Genomic DNA, 19796 nt, shown 5'->3' on the forward strand with positions numbered 1-19796 from the left:
CCAGCCACCCCGTGATGCACGCATGCCGCAGGTCATACGGGCGCCCGGCCAACGGCGATTCGACCCGCTCCGGCGGGAGGGCGTACTCCCGCGCTTCCTCCCACACGCGCCAGTATGTGGATGAGCCGACGACTCCCCCGCGCTCGTTACCGAACACCCGCCCTTCCTTGGCAGTCCCGAACTCCTTCCGGTGCGCCCGGAGGATGGCGACAAGGACGGGCGGGATGGGGACCGGACGGTCCGCGGCTGCCTCACGCACCTTCAGGCCCCGGCGGTCGTGGCGCGCTCCACCTGGACGCCATGAACCACGCCCGCTCCACGGTGTGTGGGCCGACGGCGGACGGGATGGAAGCTGGGGTAAGTGGTGGGTTGAGGCAGGGCGGTGGCGATGGTCTTGCCGCTCCGGTTCATGCCGCCAGTCGACTCACGGATCAGAGAATCGGCTGGCGGGCTCGGGCCGCCTCGATGTCCGGGACATGCACTTCGGCCCAGAGTCGTACGGCGCGGAGTGGGATGAGCAGAGAGCGGCCCAGCGGTGTCAGGGCGTACTCGACTCGGGGCGGGTTCTCGTCGTACTCGTGGCGGCTGATCAAACCGTCGGCTTCCAGGGAGCGCAGGGTTTCGGTCAGGACCTTCGGGGTGATGCCCTGGATATGCCCCTTCAGTTCGGTGAAGCGGCGAGGTCCGTCGTCGAGGGCGTTGACGACGAACACCGTCCAGCGGGCGCCGATACGGTGCAGCACCGTGCGGCTCGGGCAGGTCGCCGCCATCACGTTGTACGCCTTGCCCATTGCTGCTCCCAGTTCCGTTGAAGATACCGGTATCAAATCCATACCGTTACACCCGATCCTACGAGAGGGAGTGAGACGCATGGAGCGGATCCTGGTCATCGGCGGTGCACGGGCGCTCGGCGCGGCCGTCGCGAGGCGTGCGGTGGAGGACGGGTACGACGTTGTTGTCGGTGCCCGCGATCTGGCTGCGGCCGACGTGCTGGCGCGCGAGATCGGCGCCACCGCGGTGCGGGTCGATCTGCAGGACGAGTCGACGCTCGCGGCCGCGGCGGAGCGGCTGAAGGAGGGAATTGACCACATCGTGACGACCGGTTCGGCGCCGCACGATGTTCGCGCGACCGAGCTGGATCGCGACAAGCTGCTGGCTGCGTTCACGGCGAAGGTGGTCGGCCCGATGCTGGTCGCCAAACACTTCGCATCGGTACTGCGGCCGACCGGGTCAATGGTGCTGTTCTCCGGTGTTGTCGGCTGGCGCCCTGGGCCGGGATCACTCGTCAAGGGGGTCACGAACGGTGCGGTCGAGTACGCCGTGCGCCACCTTGCAGCGGATCTAGCGCCGGTACGGGTCAATGCCGTCTCGCCTGGTGTCGTCGACTCGGGCGCATGGGATCGCCTTGGTGACAACAAGACAGGCTTGTTGAGCAAGAGCGCGGCCGGGACCTTCGTCGGACGCTACGGCGAAACCAACGACGTCGTCGACACGGTGGTGTGGCTCCTCCGTGCGGGTTTTGTCTCCGGCGAGACGATCCACATCGAGGGCGGCGCCCGCCACAAATCCGCCTGATGGCTAGCTGGCGAGTGCTTTCGAGCTCGCGAGATCCGCACTGTCCGCCCAGGTGGGCGTTTCGCAGGTCAGAGCGGCACTCGCCTCACCTCGCTCCTAAAGCGGGGATCGTGGGCCGCCGGTCTGGCCGTACAGCAGCGAGGTACAGCAACCGTCCCGACCGGACCCAACCGCGGCAGCGCCGCATGACCGTCTGATCAGCCGAGCGGGCCCCAGCGACCGCCCCGCCGGTAGCTCGCATCGAGAGGGTCAGGGACTTCGCAGGCCCGTCAGCTGCAGCGCGCTGGCTTGTCTGAGCCATCGACGCTTCACCACCCTCAGCCTTTCACCTCGAACGAGCTGATCCAACTCTGTGGAACGTGCATGGTGTTGGTGCAAAGGTGACGGAATGACGCGAGCCGAGACTGCTTACCACGGAGAACTGGGCGACTACTTCGCAGCCCTTGCCACGAACAACGCCTCCAACGCCCACACCGATCGGCCGGCCATGCTCAAACTGGCCGGGGACGTGGGCGGGATGCGGGCACTGGACGTCGGATGCGGAGCCGGGCACTACGCAGCCGAGCTGCGGAACCGCGGGGCGGCGAAGGTGATCGGGGTTGAGGGCAGCGAGACACTACTGCGCGCCGCGCGCGAGCGGCTCGGGAAGGGGGTCGAGCTGCACCACCATGACCTGGAGGAGCCGTTGACGTTCCTGAAGGACGCCTCGTTCGACCTTGCGGTGATGGCGCTGGTCTATCACCACATTGAGGCGCGCAAGCAACTGCTCGCCGAGCTGCGGCGCGTGCTGCGCCCCGGTGGAGCGCTGCTCGTATCCACCACGCACCCGGCCGCTGAGTGGACATGGTTCGGGGGCTCGTATTTCGCCAACGAGCGCGTCGAAGCCCCTCTCGACGGGGGGTTCACCATCCACTATCGGCGGATGACGCTGGAGAAGTTCCTCGGGGAGCTGCTCGGCGCCGGGTTCGTGCTGGAGCAACTGGTGGAGCCGCGGGCCATGGAGGAGGCGCGCGAAATCGATCCGCGCCGGTACGAGAAGACCCATACCGTGCCCTACTTCTTGGCCGTCCGGCTACGCCGCCCTTAGCTGCTCCGTTTCCCTCACCAACACTCGACACCCCCACTCGGGCCGCTCCTGGGCCGTCCGAGGGGGCTTGTTGGTCGGAGGGGCACAGTCAGAGACCCGACCCCTCACTTCTTCGGCTTCTAGTCAGAGCCGAACTTGCTGTTCATGGCTCTTCCTCAAGGACGTGAACATGATGTCGTTACGACTGCTTGCGGCTTGCGGCTGATGACATCAGCGGCTGACACCAACAAGCACGAACAGCGGCGGTCGAGGCCGGACCCCAGGGGATGATCAGCCGAGGCGCAGGGGCCGTTGGCCGACGTTGATAGGCCCCCGTGATGGACCTGATAAGGATGAGGCCAGACTTCAAAGCCTTCGTACCGCGCGGGCGCCGTCCTCAATCGATGGGCGGGGCCCCGCTGTTTGACTCGGTCATTGAGTACCCATCGGCAACAGCACCCCGACGGCATGCTCGCTCTGCCGTACCCAGTCGCCGGGTCGGGCCCCCGGGCTACCCTGCACGTTCGCGTCGGGGAACCCAACACTCTCGCATGCCAGCTCGGCGGCGCCTGACACCTCGGCCAGCCGCGGCCTGGCGGAGGCCGGGGCCTGCCACAAAACTGCGCCAGGATCGTCCGAATTCACTTCGAGGACCGCCAAGTCCCAGTCCGGATCGTCGGCCACCACACGCATCGGCACCCACGGCGCGACAGCTTGCCCGGCCAAGTCCATGCCAACTCGGCGCACGATTCGTGCCAGCACCCGGACAGGCGACCCCTTGCCCACCACATGCAGAGCGGTGAGCACACCAGCGGCACCGAAAGCCACCCCCGAGCCGGACCGACCCGGCGCAGCCCATACCTCGACGAGCCGGTCCTCCCACAACGAGTCCGTCATCGTGCCGCTACCTGGGTGGCACGGGCTGCTGGCCGTGCACCGTCAACGACTTGCCGTCCATGAGCGGTTCCAGCGACAGCACGAGCGTTTGGGTCCGCTCGCCGCCGGCCTTCACCCCACCGCCGGCCTCCACGACATACCAACGGATCCTTCCCGAGCCGTCCTTCTCCTGCCGCGTCACGGTCTCCAGGGTGAGCGTCACCCCGGTGACCTGGAACCGCACCTCGCGGTCCCGGCCCGTTCGCCAGGCCTCCTCAAGCTCGTCGCGCAGCCCCTCAAGCACGACTGCCAGTCCCGGTTCGTCCGCCACGAGCGCCTCCCACCTGATGAGCTACCTGAGCCCCATTTACTACCCGCTCGATAGCACTACACAATGGCTGACAGTTCATCAGTATCAGCGCATGACTGCAGCTATCGCCATTTTCCGGTACAAAACAACAGAAAAATGCTCCAGGGTTGTTACTCCTCTTGAGAAGTTGCTGAGACCCCAGGCCAGCGGCGCACGCAGGCCGGTCGTTAGGAGCAGAACCCGCCAGCAGTTCCCTGCGCCTAACCCACCACGTCTGTCCTGCCGCGTTCACACCACTCGCCGATGGTGGCGTCATGCAGGAGCACTACTCCGGCCCCGGGACTGGGCCCGTAGGTCCTCGTCGATGACGATGGCGTTTCCATCCTCGGGAAACCAGCTGCCGGGCAGCTCGGTGTTCGTCGACAAACTGAGCTGGCGGGCCTTGTACACGGACCGCTGCGATCCATGGACCGCCGTTTCTGTTTTCCGACCGTCAAGCCCCTGGCAGGCGGCCCGGGAGGTCGCCATGTGCGCGATCTGCCAACCGGGTTATCCCAGGCCGCTGGGGCACTGGATAGACGCGGAGTGGTCTCTTGAACTGGGACGGTAGGGCTCGTCCAGCCACCTGGGCCGACGCGACAGCAACAGGCGACGCGGGACCCAGGCACTGATGCCCTGGCCCCGGAACTTGATCGAATAGGGCGGCTTGCTGAGCGCCTTCACGATCTCGCGCTGCGAGAACTCTTCACCGGCCACGCGTCTCCGAGCCTCGGCCCGCCCTTTCAGCGCGCGCAGCTCTGATCGAGATCGGCGGCGCGCTGATGTTCAGAGCTGTTTCCGCAGCCCGCGTGTCGGCCGTTCAGCCGAGACCAAGACTGCTGAGTGCCGTAGTCCAGTCGGTGACGATGGCCTGCTGCGCGGCGGTGAGGGTGACCTTGCCGGAGCAGACCGCGGTGTGCAGTTTCGTCTCCACTGGGTCCTTCTTGTTGTTGACCCCGATCCCCGACTTGTGCCCGGGGTCCGGGGGTTCGACCCACAGGTTCCGCGGGTCGTTGGGGTCGCCGCCGAGCTGAAGGCTGATCAGGTGGTCGTACTCGGCATCCCCCAGGCGCCCGGTGTAGCCGTGGGAGGCGGCGTTCAACTCCTTCTCCTTGCCGGTGACGGACGTAGAGGGGCGGATGCCGGAGGTGTAGCCGCCCTTGCGGCAGATCGTGGTCCTCAGGTTCGCCTGAGTGACGGCAGGGGAGATCGCGCCGGGCGTGCACTTCGGATCCTCCAGCGGCTCCCCCTTTTCGTACCGGTAGTGGCAGGAGCCCGCATCCGGCTGCTGCTGCACCGTGTACGTCTCCTGCGGCCCGGCCCCGACCGCGATGCCCGATCCGGATGCTCCGCCCGCGCCGCGGGTTCCCGACGGGCCTGCCGCCGGCGTCCCGTTCGGGGACGCGGTCGTTCCACCGAGCGAGCCAGGCGAGCAGCCGGCCACGCATACGGCGGCGAGCAGCATGGACGACGCGGCGCGGGCAGTGGAACGCATGACGACCCCTCACGAGCAGGCAACGGCTGAACGTATGCTGCCCCAGCCGATCGTCACCACACCGCGCGGGGTGCCACGCGAAGGAGCACACACTCCGTCTCCGTAGGACGCGCAGACGGTAATTCACACCGCGTCTGATCCTGCCGCCCGCGCCCGTGTCAGGAGACTGGAAGTTGACCGAGCTGCCGTCCCCGGTCGGCCTCTGCCGCCGCGAGATCCGCCAGTTCGCCTGCCTCGGTGAAACACGGCCCGTTCCAGGTGTCCGGGGCGGCGATCACCTGCACGCGCACCGCGGTCCCGAACCGCTGCGCTGCCTCGTACAGGCGCTGCAGGACCTTGAGCGCCCGGACATCGAGCGCGCCAATGTACGTGCACCACGTCCGCGAGGCGCGGTGGAAAGCGGCGACGGAACGCAGCAGTTGACGCTGCTCTTCGAAGGCGGTCGGGTCTGCGGGGGCTGCGGCGGCGGTGACCTCCAGCAGCCACCGTGCTGAATTGGAGTGAGGGATCGACGTCATACCGCGGACCGTAGTGGCCGGCACTGACAAAGCCGCCAAAGGGCAGTGCTCCGCACGAAGCAGATCGACGGACAGAAGTACAGCGACCCGCGGCGACGTGGCGTTGTTTTCGAGGCGCCGAAACCGCCCCGAGCGTGTGCGGCCCCTTTGAGTGCCAGCACCCTGAAGGCGACTCGCGAGTGACCCCGGAGACGCGGAAGACACGGTTTACATGGTGGTGGATCCGGGCCAGGAGCAGAATCGAAGCGACCTCAGGGCACTCACAGAGGAGGCGCCCATGACCGATCTTCCGGTTTCCCACGCCGCGATCACCCGGCTGATCACCTACCCGTTTCCCCCAGGGCAGAGCTCCCGATACGGCATCGGCTCCGTGCAGCAGGCGACGGCAGCACTTCAGCAACCTGCGGATATCGCACAGATGCTGAGTGCTGCCGCCGCGACCACGCTCGGCATCGTCATCTTCAGGCAGCCCGCCGCTGACGAACTTCGCGACCCAGAGGTGTCGGCGAAGATGCTCGACATCAACCGTGCCACCCTCGACCGCTGGAGTTCAGGCCTCACCAACTCCGAACGCATCACGGAGATCATGCCAAAACCGGTGAAAGGCCACTGGGAGTGGACCGGGGCCGGATACATCTTCCACCCAGACCTACCGCGCGGTGGCCCGGATCCCGGGCCAGACCCTGACCACCCGGAGTACGGTGAGTACGGCATTGAGGGCGTCATCGCTTCTGGAGCGCAGTGCATCACGGTCGCCGAGACGCTCGAGGACGGACCCCTTCAGACCGTCATCAACGACGTAGGAGCGCGCCTCATCGAGTTCGGCACACCCCGACTCGGCACGTAGCTTCCCTGGTTCCGTGCGTCAGCGTGGCCGTCGCGGGGTGACTGAGAACCGCACTGCGAACGTAGTCGAAGGGCAGCACGCCGTCGGGTGTGCGGCCGACAACTGCGGTCGTTCTCTCTTCACTTGTTCCTGTGACCCCGATATCCGTGGGCCTCGGCTGTGCTGCTGGCAGGCCGGGGCCCGCACCGTCTTTCGTCATGTCGCTGTCCACGGGCGAATGTCGGCTCCATGTTCCTGACGTGGTCTCCTCATTCCTGCGCAAGCGCCAGGCCCCGTAGGGCCGGCACACCCCGAACCTGTGGCCCGTCTGGATCGCCACGCCGCTGGCGCTTGCGGCCGACGGCGCCCTTGGTTGGGCGATGCAGCTACGTCTACGACCACGTCGCCCAGGCGGCCGCTGACCACAGGCGCCGCCCTCGTCGGCACGGCGAGTTCAGCCGCCTCCGCGTTGGTCGACAGCAGCCGCTGTTGTCCGCGGGCGAGTCCGACGGCCGCCGCGGTGTCACGGATCAAGTGCGGCTGGTGCGGTCCGACGCACGTAAGCGGAACAGAAATGGGTGGTTGAGCGTTCATCCATACGTGGCTGCGGAGGGGACAGTGTCCCCGGGCCTACCCACAGCCCATGGGGACGATCGTCCGGCTGAAGCCCCATGGAGCCTTCCGCCGCGAGGCGACCGCCCTCCGCACGTCACCACCTACGCCCCGGCTGGCCTCCCCCGTCCAGCCGGGGCTTCGCGTTGCGCCGTGCCGCACCCCAAGTCCACCGCGCAGCGCACCCCGGCGGCCACTGCGAGCGTGAGGGCGGGGCCTCGCGTCGCCATGTACAGAGCCGTTCTAGGTGCGCGATATGCCCGCCTTTTCATGTGTCTGTTCGATCATGCTAGCCTCCGCGAAGATCAACACCTGGGCGGACTGACCAACTGCGCAGGCACACAACAGAATTGAGGGGGAAACGCGTGAAGCTCACCAGGGCGAGCTGGATCGCCTTTGGCATAGCGGGCCTGCTGGGAACGGCACTTGCTCCCAGCGCCGCCGCGAACGAGGAGCCGCACGACGGGGGGCGTGTCGTCTGGACGCGCTCGGCCGAACCGGAAGCGCCGTTGCCGATCGGGAGCCTGTACGCGGTACGGACGTCGAAGGTCGGCGAGTCCACGGCCCATCACGGGGACGTACGCGGAGGATCCCGGCGCCGTGCCAACAGGCATGGAGCGCGAGGAGGAGCTGGCCCGCAAGGGCGGCCAGACCTATGTCGCGGACGGAACCGGTCCGGTGGCGGTCCGGCGGCTGCAGCGGGCGGGCGGCGTCATCGACTTCGCCGCGTGCGAAGCCAACCAGGCAGCTGGCGGAAAGGCGGGGGTGGTCCTTGACCACTTCAACTTCTGCCGGCACGGATTCAACACCCTGACGAAGCTCGACGGCCAGGGTCGCGTCGAGGGCCAGGTGAAGTTCACCGAGATCGAGGTGGGCACAGGCATGTCCGGTGCCCGGAAGGCCACGATCTATGTGAAGACCAAGGACCTGCGCGCGTATGGCGTCTTCAGCCCGTCCTTCGGAACCAAGATGACCATCAAGCCGGGTTCCGGCGGCAGCCCGGCGCATCCCGGATCGTGCGTGGCCAAGATGGACACCGGGGCGACCTACACCGATGTCATCGGGGCCTGGGGCGACAAGTTCCTGGCCTACGACGTCCAGTCGCCCGAGGCGAACGCCAGCACCAGCCGGATCGACAAGGTGGCCGCCTGCACGTTCCAGACTCACTACAAGGTCGAAGGCAGCCGCGGCGCCTCCCCGTGGAGCAACGGCCCGGACGGCGGCCTGCGCTTCGACTCGGCCGACTACCTCGCCCCCTACGGCACGCAGGGCGCCATCTTCGACCGCATCACCCCGGTCATGCACTACAAGCGCACCGACACCGAGGTGAAGGCCGTCGCCGAGCACGTCTTCGACGCCATCCATGCCCCCCAGCTGACCTACCCGCAGAAGAGTGACAAGGACATCCCGGGCAGCATCTGGAACGGGCAGTGGCAGCCGCTGCACCGCAACTACCCCAAGTTCAACCAAGCCTCCAAGGACATCTCCACGAAGAACCGCACGGCCAAGGACGCCGCCTGCGCCGGACTGACCAAGGGGGAGAACGAGCAGTGCGACGAATTCCCCCTCGCCTCCACCAAAGAAGGCGCCGGCAAGGGCGACGGCAACTTCTCCGTCAGATACGTCCCGCAGTCTGACAACTCAAAGGCAGGCGCCCGGCTGAGCAAGTGGTACGGCCAGGACCGCATCCTCGACGGCGACGCCTACGGCATGGCCGTCGACTAACCCAGGCGTTGGGGGCCTCCCAGCATGCTGGGAGGCCCCACACGTCAGCCGCTCATGCCCGCGGGACGAAGAGGAAGTGATAGGCCTCCAGCCCGGTGATCGGATACTGATGGCCCATCAGCTCATCGAACCGGGCCGCCGCGCTCGCGCCTCCCGAACGAAACACCCGCAATACGAAACGGCTGTCGGCGGGCACGGCGAACGAGAACTCGGGCCCGTCGATCGTGCAGACCACCAGGTCGCCGCTGCCACTGTGATACGGCCACTCCCCCAGCAGTTCGAACTCCGCGCCCATCGGCTTGGAAAGCTCAGCGCCCATCTCCAGCGTCACTTCCACATCGTGCGCCTGCGCCTCGCTGCGCACCAGGACCGTGCCGTGGCTGACCTGTACAGGCCCGGCATCGACGGGAAGATCGGTCCAGAACGGCCGCTCCGGCTCGCCGGGCCGCCGGCTCTCGTCGATACCGAAGATCGAACGGTCAATCTCTACCGTGCCGGACACACGGTCAGTGCTCACACCCATGCGACCGAGCCTATAACTGCCTCTACAGCATTGATCACGGCGTGACTTACCCGCCGAAGGGGCCCCAGGGCATGATCCTGCCCGAACCAGGCTGATGCTCCAACGTGGAAGGAGTTAGTCGAGGTGCTGTTATCGTCCACTGCGTGGCGAGCGACGATGAAATCCTGGACTCGATCCGGCGGGAGTCTGCGCTCGCTGAGTTGCTATGGCAGGTTTGCGAATTCGATCTCACGCGTGGCGATCACGGTGAGGCTGTCCGGCTGTCGCCCGGGGTTGGCCTGGACGGCATTGCCGGCGACTTCACCGGCGGGACGTTCTTCCTCTGCGGTGATCGCGGCACAGCTCGGCCCGTGCTGTATGCCACCTCCGAGGGACAGGCCGGGCTGATCGGCCAAAGCCTGGCTGAAGCACTGGAGATCATGATTGGACTGCCGTCCTGGCGGGACTGCCTGAAGTTCTCCGGATCCGGTGATCTAGAGGTAATGCGGACGACCGCAGCCCACCTTGGCCTCGACGAGCTCAGGGATGAACCGGAAATCGGCGCTGAACGAGTGCGCCTGGCGGCGGCGCTGGACCTCAAGCTCGGGTCCGTCCCGGTTTTGCTGGCTCGCCTGCATGCAGCGGTTTCCGCCACCCCACCTGATTTTGTACTCACCGTCAAGACCGGCGACGAGTACGAGTCCCTGTTCGGGCCATGGCTGCCGAGCCGCAATCCCGCCTGGCGGTGAAAGGCAAGGCTGCGCGGTTCGGGATCGACGATCAAGACGGTGGATCAGCCACCCTCAGGCGGCCATCAGTTCCCGAAGCCCGCAGACGCCAGTCATCACGAGATCCCCGACAGAGCCCGTAATTCCCCAGGTCTGACGTCACATAATTCCTCAGGTCTTGGCCGCGGTGTCGGTCTAGGTTGGCTGGCATGGCAGTGCCGGGACGGAGATATCGCTATGTCGGGCCCATTGATCTGAAGGGTCTTGTCCGGTCGGGTGGAGAGGGCGCGAGCATCCGCGCGGCAGCGGACTTCGCCCGATGGGTGTCGGCTCGCAGCGTGGAGGAGTTGGCCGAACCGTTCACCTTCGTGGTCGATGCCGAGGGCGTGCTCCGCTTGGCGCCGCGCCGCAGCGAGCATGTGGTCTGCGCGGGTGGGGGGACGGTGCTGAGTGCTGGTGAGATGAGCTTTCGCGAGGAGTCCGGGCGGTGGGTGGTCGACGAGGTCAGCAACCAGTCGACCGGATACTGCCCGGCCGTCAGCTCGTGGTCGGCCGTTGCGGAGGCTCTGGACCAGGTCGGGCTTGTTCGCCCCCGCGGGTTCACCCACGAGGTCGTGTTCCGTCGCTGCGTGTCATGTCAGCAGGTCAACGTCGTGCGTGAGGGCGACTTCGTCTGCGTCTTCTGCGATGCGGCCCTGCCGTCTGACTGGAACGTCGATCAGCGTCGGTGCTAGGCGGCCGGTGGCTTGCTCGCGGGGTTCTTGGGCCGCTTGTTTGGGCGGTAGCTGCGGCCGTTCATGATGACCTGGTGGCTGGCGTTGATCAGCCGGTCCGGCAGGGATTCGGCGACGACGGGGTTGGGGAAGAGGGGACACCAGTCGCTGGGCGCCCGGTTACTGGTGATGATCAGGGACCGTCCCTGCCGTTCGGAGACGAGTTCGTAGAGGTCGTCGGCCTGTGGTGCGGTCATCTGGCGCATGGCGAAGTCGTCGAGGATGAGCAGGTCGGGGCGGATGAGTTCGCGCGTCCGCTTGTCCCAGGTGCGATCCGCGTGGCAGCCGGCGAGCTCAGCCAGAATCCGGCTGGTCTTGGCGAAGCGGACATGGGCGCCCTGGCCGATGCGAGGTGCCCGAGGTCTTGGGCGACGTGGGTCTTGCCGACCCCGACCGGGCCCAACAGGATGACGGACTCTCCGGCGTGGAGCCAGCGCAGGGCGGCCAGGTCGCGGATCTGGGCGGCGGGCAGCTTCGGGGAGGCGTTGAAGCCGAACCCCTCCAGCGTGGCTTGCTGCTCGAACTTCGCTTTGCGCAGGTCGTGTCCCTCGTCGTGGTGTTGGGGATCAACTGGCGGGCGTGTTTGGAGTGTTGGGCAGCGCCGGGTCGCTTTCGGGGAGTTCGCGGTAGATCTCGCCCATGCTGCCTTCGGGGAGGTAGCGGCGGGGAAAGGCGATCCATTCGTCGTGCATCTCGAAGAGCACGGCGGTGACCAGCCGGATGAGCGCGTCGTCGTTGGGAAAGACCTGGACGACATCGATCCTGCGCTTGATCTCCCGGTTCACCCGTTCCAGCGGGTTCGTCGACTGGATCTTCTTCCAGTGCCGCGGCGGGAAGTCCGCGAACGCGGTCAGATCCTCCTTCGCCTCCAGCAGCATCGCTTTGACCTTGGGGAACTGGGTGCCGAGCATGTCTGCGACGGTGTCCAGCTGCGTGCGCACGAGGCCGGCGGTGGGCTGGGTGAAGATCGTGCGGATCGTCGCGGCGACCATTTCACCGGAATCCCGGTCGATCACGCTGAAGGCATTTCGCAGGAAATGAACCCTGCACCGCTGCCAGGCGGCGCCGAGCATCACCTTGCGGACCGCAGCGACCAGCCCGGCGTGCTGGTCGGTGATGACCAGGCGAACCCCGGACAGGCCGCGCTCTCGCAGCGAGCGCAGGAATTCCTTCCAGAACGCCTCGCTCTCGCTGTCGCCGACCATCAGGCCCAGGACCTCGCGGTTGCCGTCCTCGGTGATGCCGGTGGCGACGACCACGGCCCGGGAGACGATCTGATGGTTCACCCGCGCCTTGCAGTAGGTCGCGTCCAAGTAGACGTAGGGGAAGCGGACGTGGTCCAGCGGGCGGGTGCGGAATGCGGTCAGCGGCTCATCCAGCATCGTGCAGATCCGCGAGACCTCGGACTTGGAGATCCCGCTGTCCCCGCCCAGGGCTTTGACCAGGTCATCGACGCTGCGAGTGGAGACGCCATGCACGTATGCCTCCATGATGACCGCGTAGAGGGCCTGGTCGATGCGGCGCCGGCGCTCCAGCAGGCTGGGGAAGAAGCTGCCGGTGCGGACCTTGGGGATCTCCAGGTCCAGGTCGCCGGCCAGCGTGGTCAGCACCTTCTCGCGGTGCCCGTTGCGGACGTTGGTCCGCGTCGGCGTGCGCTCGTTCCACTCCGCACCGATGTGAGCACTCGCCTCGGCCTCGATCAACTCCTGCACCATTCGCTCGGCGATGGCGCGGATGAGCTCGATTCCGTCGGTCGAGCGTAGTGACTCAAGCAGCCGTATCAGTTCAGACTGGGACAGGGCCATCGTGCACTCCTCGTGGTTGAACTGGGCGTTCACCAAGGAGAGTTACGCGATGGCCCACCTCCTGTTCAGGGAGCGGTCCTCACCCGTGGAAGTGCGCCCCGGGCAGACGCCCGCGCACTCCCAGCCACTGATCCCGTACACCACGACAAGGGACACCATCGCAGCCACGTAGTCCGAGTCGTCGATGTCTGCCGATCCTGCCGCGGCGATCAGCACGATCTCCTCCAGCATCGCCTGGGTCTCCCGCTGGTAGCCGCACGCCTCGCACAGGCCGGCCGACCGCTGTGCGCCGCAGTCCGCGCACGGCCGTGCCTGCCGGGCCGCCTCAGCGGCCTGGACGGCCGTGCGCTCCTGCTCCACCCGGATCTGCGCCACCCGCCTGCCCTACCGCGAGCGACGCGCCCGGCTGGAGGGGTGTTCGAGCGGCCCACTGCCGGAGACCTGCTCGCCGGGGGCGTGGCAGGACTGAGCCAGGTCCCGCCGGCCTGCTCGACCACCTCGGTGGACAGGATCTGCGGCGGCTTCCGGTGACTGGTCGGCCCGAGCCCGTTCGCGCTGCGCCGAGGCGAACGAACCGCGTGTGCGGGCTACTACGCCCACTGGCATGAGGCGACGGGTGTTACTTCTCGGCCGTACCGGGTTCCCCGCTGATGGACTCCTGATAGACGTCCGCATAGGTGCGTGAGTCCTTGACCAGGTCGTCGCAGAACGCGGCGACATCGTTGCCGATGAGTTCCAATACCCCCTTGCCCGCGGCGACGCCCTCCTCGAAGAAGTCGACGATCCCGGGGAGCAGGGGCCCGTCAGGCAGGTCGACCGGTCCGACCTTGAACAGGTACTTCTGCATCTCCTTGTAGACGATCTGGTAGTCCGGCGGGAGCGCCTTGACCCGAGCCATATGCGCCCGCCACTGCTTCTTGCCCTCGATGATGTCCTGGATGCCCACGTCAGCCTCCCAGCCGGTTCAGTTTCCTTGCGACGTTCCTGTTCAACTGCTCGCGCCACCGGTCGCGATAGGTTCGAGCCCCTTCTCCACCGGCCAGCGCCCTGCAAAAGCCTCGGATGTCGTCGCCGAGGACCTCGTGGACGCTCTGCCCGTCCGCCGCTGTTTCTTCGAGCAGCCCCAGGGCGGCATCGAGGATCGGCATCAGGTTGCGGCCGGTGAAGTCCCCATGGGGAAAGAGGTGGGCCTTGATCTGTTCCCACGCCGCCCGGTAGTCGTCTGGCAGGGCCTCGGCCCGGGCTTCGAACGCCTTCCAATCCCTGGTGAGATCGCTGCCTGTGATGGTCTCCCAGAAGTTCATCTCCCGCCCCCCTTGAGCCTGTCGATGCGTGATGAGACGTACTGCCATTTCGCCCAGAACTTCGCGAGTTCCTCGCGTCCGGCTTCGTTGAGCGCGTAGAACTTGCGTGGCGGACCGACCCCGGATGGTCGTTTCGTCACCTGGACGAGTTTGTTCCTCTCCAGTCGCAGCAAGATGGTGTACACCGTCCCCTCGATGACGTCGGCGAAGCCGATCTCGTTCAGCTGACGAGTGATGGCGTATCCGTAGGTTTCCTCGGTGCCGATGATTTCGAGCACGCACCCTTCGAGCGTGCCCTTCAGCATCTCCGTCAGGTCGTCCATCGCGAGTCCTCCTCGGCCTAGCAGTACTGCGTAGTACCGAGTACCACTATACGGTATCACCGAGTAGTGGAGGATGTCAGCGCGGCAGTCTTGCCTTCTGCAGGCTTGGGGCTTCCCCTACCGCAACACGCTGAACTTGACAGAGAATCCGCCGGCTGGGGCACCAAAGACACACTCGACACCACCCTTGTCGAACCCGAGATGGTCGTAGAGGTGAGCGCCGACATCTCCCTGGACGCGAGCGGACGGTGGCGGCACCCCGTCCGGCTCGAGCGCAACCAGGCCCGACCTGACCGCCGCCGACGTGGCCCCGTGGACTGCTTTCCCCCAGGGGTGGCGGCAGCCGCGCCGCCCTTCAGCGCAATCTTCAGCTCCAGGACCTGCCCTGATCACGTCGGCCCTGTCAGGGGCGGCCACCTGAGCGACGCCGCGACGGCACAGAGGGTGCATCGGCGCTGTCCGGGGCAGGGCGCGCATCCGGTCCTCGACGCGGGGCGTGACTACGGCGCCCCCGCGATCTGGCCGCCGGCTTTGTCCGAGGTGGGGACTACTCTCGCTCGTATGACCGACGCCTCCGCATCCGACCCGTTCGATTTCCCGGCAGACCTGATCAAGGCGCAGAAGGAGGCGGCCGACGCCCACGCGAAGCTGCACGGCCTCGTTGCCGTGGTCGCGCGAACCGCATGACGGGTGGGAGGCGCCGGAACCGGCGCACGGCGGCGTCCTGCACGGCTATCAGTCGTCACGCCCGGCCACCAAGGGATGGACACAGGCGGAGACAGCCGAGTACGCCCGGCTGTGGGAACAGTGGCGAGAGACCGCCGCTCGCGTCTACACGCACCAGTACTGGCAGCACCATCGCGGCGAGGACGCCATCAAGGCCCGCCAAGCCCTCAAGCAGGAACCCGGCGCGCAGCCCGTCCTGGAAGTCGAGGCCTCCAAGCCCGGCCAGGACGATTTCGCCGCCACTGGCTGACTTCAACCCCCGGCGCCTATGGGACGTCGCGTTGTTCGTACACCAGCACAGGCACCTCGGGGGCAAACGCGCGACGTTCGGGGCGGCGCCGACCAGATGGTCGGCGCCCCCGTCATGACCAGCGACGATAGCGAGATCCGGGGCCACACCGGACAGACCCGACGGAAAGGGCATGGCCCGTCGCTACGGGGGAGAGCGACGGGCCATGCCTGTCTCCACGGTGCCACGCGCACCTCGGGCGTGTGCGGTTCTGGGTGAGCTCGCCTGTCCTCACCCGCCATCACGGAACCGAGCGGCGCGATCGAGGGGACCTGGTGCTCTGCGAGGCACCGCTGAGCTTGGTCTTAGTAAGAAACGTGAGGGCTCGTGAGTGCGGCTCCGAAGTAGCCCTTGGTGCTACGGACGGTGATGCCGGCGCTCTTGCCGCACAGGTTGACCGAGCCGCTGAGGACGGGGCCGGAGGCCGAGCCGCGGGCGATCCACAGGCAGCCGTCGCTGTTCTCCCTGGGAACGCCGACGACCGTCTCGGCCTTGCCGTCCTTGTTGAGATCGGCGAGGTGGACGGCCGCGCCGAACAGGTCGCCGCTCTCGGCGGTGCCGGGCACGCCCGCCGTGTCCTGGGTGTATCCGACAGCCTTGGCCGTGGTCAGGCCGGAGGCGGAACCGCGCAGCAGGACGGCCGTCCCTGCATACACGCGTGTGCCAACCGCCTCGCTGGGGGAGCCGACGAGGACGTCGGCGTACCCGTCGGCGTTGACGTCACCGACGCTGAGCGACTGGCCGAACTGGTCGCCGTCCTCCGCGGTGCCAGGGACGCCCGCCGTGTCCTGGTGGAAGACCTTTGGACGCTGGTCGGCGGTGATGCCCTGCGCACTGCCGTAGAGGACCTGGATCTCGCCGCCGCGGTGTGCGGCGCCGGTCGCGTTCAGGAGGGAGTCGTCGTCCGCGATGCCAGTGACCAGGTCGCCGTAGCCGTCGCCGTTGATGTCGCCGATCTGGCCGGTGTGGCCGTCGGCGTAGGGGAGTTTGGTGAGGCCGGGCGGTGCCGAGTCCCCGTCGCCGGCGCCGTGGTAGAAGGACACCGGCCCGCGGAGATCGCCGGTCGTGGCGCCGGGCAGCCAGAACTGCTCCGCCTTGCCGTCGCCGTTGACGTCGCCCATCACGACGCCGCGGGTCTCCCCGAAGTACGAATCCCGGTAGCTGTAGGCGGCCTTGCCGGTGCGCGTGAAAGGCCCGCCGTAGGAGGCACCCTCGCAGCGCGAGCCGATACCCACCTCCGGATCACCGTCGCCGTCCATGTCGCCCGTGGCCAGGGACATCCCGAAGCCGCAGTACGTCCTGCCGTCCCCGTACCCGGCGGGCGGGGAAATGCTGGTGCCGCCCTGCAGCCCACTGGGCCCGCCCCACACGACGGTCACGGAGCCCCGGGAGTTTTTGCCGCCGACGCCTTCATCGGGCGTGCCGACGAGCAGATCCGCATACCCGTCCCGGTCCAGGTCGGCACTGGCGACTGTCGTACCGAAGGCATCCCATTCCTCGGGGTCGCCGGGGATCCCGGAGGTGGCCTGCGTGATGACCGCCCGGCGCGTGGTGCTCACCGATGACGCCGCCCCGTACAGGACGACGACGGCGCCCGCTTCCTCCACCGATCCGTTGGCAGCGTAGGGCGCGCCCACGACCAGGTCTCGGTAGCCGTCACCGTTGAAGTCGTCTTGGACAGCAGCGGTGTTGGCCCCCTTGTAAGGCGCAGTTGCGGAAGCCGTCGCCGGAGTGAGGGTGACGGCGAGGAGGGGGGCGAGCACGGCCGCGACCGTGACTGCTCTGTGCAACGGAACTCCTTGGCGGGGCGGCGGGGACTACAGAGTGACGAGAGCGACGGAGCCTGAAACTCAGTCGCCCCACTGGACACACGAAAGCCCCTCAAGGTTGTGCGCGACTGCCTACCCTCTCAGGGACGCATCCGCTCACTCAGACCATAGAGAACAAGCTAAGTGGGGCACCCGATACGTCTTTTAGAGGCGGCGGACGAGGCCGGCGGTGAACCACTGCACGAGGGTGACGGCGAGATGGACAGCCATCTCTGCCTGCTGCTGAGTTTCGTGCTGCGTGGGGTTCCTGACTGCTGCGGGTTTCGTCATCGAATCTCAGCGATTCTCAACTTCTGTTACAGCCGGGGTGTTGTCGGTGGCGGTCGGTAGGCTGACCGGGTGATCGTTACGCATGCCTACCGGTTCGCTTTGGACCCGACGGCTGGCCAGGTCGGGGCGCTACTGCGGCATGCGGGTGCGGGTCGGGTGGCGTTCAACTGGGGTCTTGCGCGGGTGAAGGCGAACCTCTCCCAGCGGGAGGCTGAGCGATGGTGTCCCTTGTCGTGGTGTACGGGATCAGTGGCTGGGAGTGCGCGGGCGTCTGCCCGGGGCGCACTTCCACGGGTGAGGACCGCTCCCTGAACAGGAGGTGGGCCATCGCGTAACTCTCCTTGGTGAACGCCCAGTTCAACCACGAGGAGTGCACGATGGCCCTGTCCCAGTCTGAACTGATACGGCTGCTTGAGTCACTACGCTCGACCGACGGAATCGAGCTCATCCGCGCCATCGCCGAGCGAATGGTGCAGGAGTTGATCGAGGCCGAGGCGAGTGCTCACATCGGTGCGGAGTGGAACGAGCGCACGCCGACGCGGACCAACGTCCGCAACGGGCACCGCGAGAAGGTGCTGACCACGCTGGCCGGCGACCTGGACCTGGAGATCCCCAAGGTCCGCACCGGCAGCTTCTTCCCCAGCCTGCTGGAGCGCCGGCGCCGCATCGACCAGGCCCTCTACGCGGTCATCATGGAGGCATACGTGCATGGCGTCTCCACTCGCAGCGTCGATGACCTGGTCAAAGCCCTGGGCGGGGACAGCGGGATCTCCAAGTCCGAGGTCTCGCGGATCTGCACGATGCTGGATGAGCCGCTGACCGCATTCCGCACCCGCCCGCTGGACCACGTCCGCTTCCCCTACGTCTACTTGGACGCGACCTACTGCAAGGCGCGGGTGAACCATCAGATCGTCTCCCGGGCCGTGGTCGTCGCCACCGGCATCACCGAGGACGGCAACCGCGAGGTCCTGGGCCTGATGGTCGGCGACAGCGAGAGCGAGGCGTTCTGGAAGGAATTCCTGCGCTCGCTGCGAGAGCGCGGCCTGTCCGGGGTTCGCCTGGTCATCACCGACCAGCACGCCGGGCTGGTCGCTGCGGTCCGCAAGGTGATGCTCGGCGCCGCCTGGCAGCGGTGCAGGGTTCATTTCCTGCGAAATGCCTTCAGCGTGATCGACCGGGATTCCGGTGAAATGGTCGCCGCGACGATCCGCACGATCTTCACCCAGCCCACCGCCGGCCTCGTGCGCACGCAGCTGGACACCGTCGCAGACATGCTCGGCACCCAGTTCCCCAAGGTCAAAGCGATGCTGCTGGAGGCGAAGGAGGATCTGACCGCGTTCGCGGACTTCCCGCCGCGGCACTGGAAGAAGATCCAGTCGACGAACCCGCTGGAACGGGTGAACCGGGAGATCAAGCGCAGGATCGATGTCGTCCAGGTCTTTCCCAACGACGACGCGCTCATCCGGCTGGTCACCGCCGTGCTCTTCGAGATGCACGACGAATGGATCGCCTTTCCCCGCCGCTACCTCCCCGAAGGCAGCATGGGCGAGATCTACCGCGAACTCCCCGAAAGCGACCCGGCGCTGCCCAACACTCCAAACACGCCCGCCAGTTGATCCCCAACACCACGACGAGGGACACGACCGGCTGAGCGCTCCTACGGCGTCCCGGATGGCTGACAGGGTCCGTCGATCTCGGCGGACCCAGCCCAGCCGTATGGAGGCCGTAACCTCTATCTCTATGCGCGGGGCTTGTCTGAGGCACGGGCGTACAGCCGCTCATAGAGCGTGCTGTGAGCTTGTGTGTCAGACCTGCGCGAGGCCTCGATCAGGTCTCGGGCACAAGCCTGGCTATGTTCACGAGTTACGGGTTCTGGCACAGATCTTGGGGAGCTGTCGCGGAGAGTGACGGTGTGTTCGATTGGAGGGAAGGTATACGAGCTCCAGGCACGTCAGCGTTCACGCATTCTGGTCCACCACCAGCCGAACGTCGCCAACTCGATGTAGTTGGGTTCAGGCAAAGTGCGGCGCTCGAATTCCTCATCGATGCGCGTGATCAGTCGGCCCAAGTCCCGCTTGGCTCCCAGAGGAAGGTGCCGCATCGCCCACTCCAGGTCATCACGGGCATCGTTTATCCCGGGCGAGCAGAACGCGGAGGCATCCAGGTATCGGCCAGGTTGCTCGAAAGCCCACTCGATACGAGAGA

Annotated in this window: 23 protein-coding genes and 2 pseudogenes; 10 read left to right on the plus strand and 15 right to left on the minus strand. The window is 66.8% G+C overall.

The genetic code is table 11. The features are described from left to right. Position 1: 1 nt before the first annotated feature. Together AB5J53_RS04955 and AB5J53_RS04960 are read right to left on the minus strand one after the other, a co-directional pair. Positions 2-283: pseudogene (locus AB5J53_RS04955) on the minus strand (site-specific integrase); the annotation flags it as partial. Positions 284-431: 148 nt separating this feature from the next. After that, entirely contained in the window at positions 432-791 is a 360-nt protein-coding gene (locus tag AB5J53_RS04960) for a winged helix-turn-helix transcriptional regulator (RefSeq protein ID WP_369244404.1), read from the minus strand. 79 nt (positions 792-870) lie between these two features. On the opposite strand from AB5J53_RS04960, the gene AB5J53_RS04965 reads away from it, so the two are divergent. After that, the gene (locus AB5J53_RS04965) at positions 871-1575 is read left to right on the plus strand and encodes an SDR family NAD(P)-dependent oxidoreductase (protein WP_369244405.1); all 705 of its coding nucleotides are present in this window, start codon (positions 871-873) and stop codon (positions 1573-1575) included. Between the two features lie 388 nt (positions 1576-1963). Then, entirely contained in the window at positions 1964-2662 is a 699-nt protein-coding gene (locus AB5J53_RS04970) for a methyltransferase domain-containing protein (RefSeq protein ID WP_369244406.1), read from the plus strand. A 411-nt stretch (positions 2663-3073) separates the two neighbouring features. Here AB5J53_RS04970 and AB5J53_RS04975 read toward each other — a convergent pair whose 3' ends face one another. The 4 genes from AB5J53_RS04975 to AB5J53_RS04990 all read right to left on the minus strand — a co-directional run bounded on the left by AB5J53_RS04975 (position 3074) and on the right by AB5J53_RS04990 (position 5879). Beyond that, on the minus strand, positions 3074-3538 hold the full coding sequence (locus AB5J53_RS04975) for a trypsin-like peptidase domain-containing protein (protein WP_369244407.1): 465 nt from the start codon (positions 3536-3538) through the stop codon (positions 3074-3076). Between the two features lie 7 nt (positions 3539-3545). Next, complete coding sequence (locus AB5J53_RS04980) at positions 3546-3848, minus strand: trypco2 family protein (protein ID WP_369244408.1); 303 nt, start codon at positions 3846-3848, stop codon at positions 3546-3548. An 838-nt stretch (positions 3849-4686) separates the two neighbouring features. Continuing rightward, positions 4687-5361, minus strand: a complete 675-nt coding sequence (locus AB5J53_RS04985) for a hypothetical protein (RefSeq protein WP_369244409.1) — start codon at positions 5359-5361, stop codon at positions 4687-4689. Between the two features lie 158 nt (positions 5362-5519). Then, entirely contained in the window at positions 5520-5879 is a 360-nt protein-coding gene (locus tag AB5J53_RS04990; protein ID WP_369244410.1) for a hypothetical protein, read from the minus strand. A gap of 277 nt (positions 5880-6156) precedes the next feature. Here AB5J53_RS04990 and AB5J53_RS04995 point away from each other — a divergent pair, with 277 nt between their 5' ends. Continuing rightward, complete coding sequence (locus AB5J53_RS04995) at positions 6157-6726, plus strand: hypothetical protein (RefSeq protein WP_369244411.1); 570 nt, start codon at positions 6157-6159, stop codon at positions 6724-6726. A gap of 1191 nt (positions 6727-7917) precedes the next feature. Next, the gene (locus AB5J53_RS05000) at positions 7918-9042 is read left to right on the plus strand and encodes a NucA/NucB deoxyribonuclease domain-containing protein (protein ID WP_369244412.1); all 1125 of its coding nucleotides are present in this window, start codon (positions 7918-7920) and stop codon (positions 9040-9042) included. A 52-nt stretch (positions 9043-9094) separates the two neighbouring features. Here the strand turns inward: AB5J53_RS05000 and AB5J53_RS05005 are convergent, their stop codons facing one another. Next, a complete protein-coding gene (locus AB5J53_RS05005; RefSeq protein ID WP_369244413.1) occupies positions 9095-9565 on the minus strand; it encodes a Haze protective factor 1 in 471 nt (156 codons plus the stop codon). A 143-nt stretch (positions 9566-9708) separates the two neighbouring features. Here AB5J53_RS05005 and AB5J53_RS05010 point away from each other — a divergent pair, with 143 nt between their 5' ends. Beyond that, positions 9709-10293 carry a hypothetical protein gene (locus tag AB5J53_RS05010; protein ID WP_369244414.1) on the plus strand — a complete coding sequence of 195 codons (585 nt, stop codon included), beginning with the start codon at positions 9709-9711 and terminating at the stop codon, positions 10291-10293. A 188-nt stretch (positions 10294-10481) separates the two neighbouring features. After that, positions 10482-11006, plus strand: a complete 525-nt coding sequence (locus AB5J53_RS05015; RefSeq protein WP_369244415.1) for a hypothetical protein — start codon at positions 10482-10484, stop codon at positions 11004-11006. Here AB5J53_RS05015 and AB5J53_RS05020 read toward each other — a convergent pair. The 6 genes and pseudogenes from AB5J53_RS05020 to AB5J53_RS05045 form a co-directional block, all read right to left on the minus strand. Continuing rightward, positions 11003-11583: pseudogene (locus AB5J53_RS05020) on the minus strand (ATP-binding protein). The gene AB5J53_RS05015 and the pseudogene AB5J53_RS05020 overlap by 4 nt on opposite strands. A gap of 28 nt (positions 11584-11611) precedes the next feature. Next, a complete protein-coding gene (locus AB5J53_RS05025) occupies positions 11612-12850 on the minus strand; it encodes an IS256 family transposase (protein ID WP_369251977.1) in 1239 nt (412 codons plus the stop codon). 42 nt (positions 12851-12892) lie between these two features. Continuing rightward, positions 12893-13225 carry a hypothetical protein gene (locus AB5J53_RS05030; RefSeq protein ID WP_369244416.1) on the minus strand — a complete coding sequence of 111 codons (333 nt, stop codon included), beginning with the start codon at positions 13223-13225 and terminating at the stop codon, positions 12893-12895. Between the two features lie 244 nt (positions 13226-13469). Next, positions 13470-13796 carry a DUF1048 domain-containing protein gene (locus tag AB5J53_RS05035; protein WP_369244417.1) on the minus strand — a complete coding sequence of 109 codons (327 nt, stop codon included), beginning with the start codon at positions 13794-13796 and terminating at the stop codon, positions 13470-13472. Between the two features lies 1 nt (position 13797). Further along, on the minus strand, positions 13798-14154 hold the full coding sequence (locus tag AB5J53_RS05040; protein WP_369244418.1) for a DUF1048 domain-containing protein: 357 nt from the start codon (positions 14152-14154) through the stop codon (positions 13798-13800). After that, positions 14151-14477 (minus strand): PadR family transcriptional regulator, encoded by a 327-nt coding sequence (locus AB5J53_RS05045; RefSeq protein ID WP_369244419.1) that lies wholly within the window; start codon positions 14475-14477, stop codon positions 14151-14153. The genes AB5J53_RS05040 and AB5J53_RS05045 overlap by 4 nt, the downstream gene beginning before the upstream one ends. A 561-nt stretch (positions 14478-15038) precedes the next feature. Between AB5J53_RS05045 and AB5J53_RS05050 the strand changes: the two genes are divergently transcribed. Continuing rightward, on the plus strand, positions 15039-15164 hold the full coding sequence (locus tag AB5J53_RS05050; protein WP_369244420.1) for a hypothetical protein: 126 nt from the start codon (positions 15039-15041) through the stop codon (positions 15162-15164). Further along, positions 15139-15453, plus strand: coding sequence for a hypothetical protein (locus tag AB5J53_RS05055; protein WP_369244421.1), 315 nt, complete (start codon positions 15139-15141; stop codon positions 15451-15453). The genes AB5J53_RS05050 and AB5J53_RS05055 overlap by 26 nt, the downstream gene beginning before the upstream one ends. A gap of 344 nt (positions 15454-15797) precedes the next feature. Here AB5J53_RS05055 and AB5J53_RS05060 read toward each other — a convergent pair whose 3' ends face one another. Further along, positions 15798-17282: an FG-GAP-like repeat-containing protein gene (locus AB5J53_RS05060; RefSeq protein ID WP_369244422.1), complete on the minus strand. Its 1485-nt coding sequence runs from the start codon at positions 17280-17282 to the stop codon at positions 15798-15800. 378 nt (positions 17283-17660) lie between these two features. Between AB5J53_RS05060 and AB5J53_RS05065 the strand changes: the two genes are divergently transcribed. Beyond that, positions 17661-17903: a helix-turn-helix domain-containing protein gene (locus AB5J53_RS05065; protein WP_369244423.1), complete on the plus strand. Its 243-nt coding sequence runs from the start codon at positions 17661-17663 to the stop codon at positions 17901-17903. A 65-nt stretch (positions 17904-17968) separates the two neighbouring features. Next, on the plus strand, positions 17969-19207 hold the full coding sequence (locus tag AB5J53_RS05070; protein ID WP_369251977.1) for an IS256 family transposase: 1239 nt from the start codon (positions 17969-17971) through the stop codon (positions 19205-19207). Positions 19208-19542: 335 nt separating this feature from the next. On the opposite strand, the gene AB5J53_RS05075 is transcribed toward AB5J53_RS05070, so the two are convergent. Further along, on the minus strand, positions 19543-19692 hold the full coding sequence (locus tag AB5J53_RS05075) for a hypothetical protein (RefSeq protein WP_369244424.1): 150 nt from the start codon (positions 19690-19692) through the stop codon (positions 19543-19545). Positions 19693-19796 lie beyond the last annotated feature (104 nt).

This window comes from Streptomyces sp. R41 (assembly GCF_041053055.1).
Classification (GTDB): Bacteria; Actinomycetota; Actinomycetes; order Streptomycetales; family Streptomycetaceae; genus Streptomyces.

Coding starts and splice junctions, on each gene's coding strand:
- AB5J53_RS04970 (WP_369244406.1), top strand. CDS start 1,964: ATGACGCGAGCCGAGACTGCTTACCACGGAGAACTGGGCGACTACTTC.
- AB5J53_RS04960 (WP_369244404.1), bottom strand. CDS start 791: ATGGGCAAGGCGTACAACGTGATGGCGGCGACCTGCCCGAGCCGCACG.
- AB5J53_RS05005 (WP_369244413.1), bottom strand. CDS start 9,565: ATGGGTGTGAGCACTGACCGTGTGTCCGGCACGGTAGAGATTGACCGT.
- AB5J53_RS05040 (WP_369244418.1), bottom strand. CDS start 14,154: ATGAACTTCTGGGAGACCATCACAGGCAGCGATCTCACCAGGGATTGG.
- AB5J53_RS05045 (WP_369244419.1), bottom strand. CDS start 14,477: ATGGACGACCTGACGGAGATGCTGAAGGGCACGCTCGAAGGGTGCGTG.
- AB5J53_RS04965 (WP_369244405.1), top strand. CDS start 871: ATGGAGCGGATCCTGGTCATCGGCGGTGCACGGGCGCTCGGCGCGGCC.
- AB5J53_RS04985 (WP_369244409.1), bottom strand. CDS start 5,361: ATGCGTTCCACTGCCCGCGCCGCGTCGTCCATGCTGCTCGCCGCCGTA.
- AB5J53_RS05070 (WP_369251977.1), top strand. CDS start 17,969: ATGGCCCTGTCCCAGTCTGAACTGATACGGCTGCTTGAGTCACTACGC.
- AB5J53_RS05075 (WP_369244424.1), bottom strand. CDS start 19,692: ATGCGGCACCTTCCTCTGGGAGCCAAGCGGGACTTGGGCCGACTGATC.
- AB5J53_RS05050 (WP_369244420.1), top strand. CDS start 15,039: ATGACCGACGCCTCCGCATCCGACCCGTTCGATTTCCCGGCAGACCTG.
- AB5J53_RS04975 (WP_369244407.1), bottom strand. CDS start 3,538: ATGACGGACTCGTTGTGGGAGGACCGGCTCGTCGAGGTATGGGCTGCG.
- AB5J53_RS05025 (WP_369251977.1), bottom strand. CDS start 12,850: ATGGCCCTGTCCCAGTCTGAACTGATACGGCTGCTTGAGTCACTACGC.
- AB5J53_RS04995 (WP_369244411.1), top strand. CDS start 6,157: ATGACCGATCTTCCGGTTTCCCACGCCGCGATCACCCGGCTGATCACC.
- AB5J53_RS05015 (WP_369244415.1), top strand. CDS start 10,482: ATGGCAGTGCCGGGACGGAGATATCGCTATGTCGGGCCCATTGATCTG.
- AB5J53_RS04990 (WP_369244410.1), bottom strand. CDS start 5,879: ATGACGTCGATCCCTCACTCCAATTCAGCACGGTGGCTGCTGGAGGTC.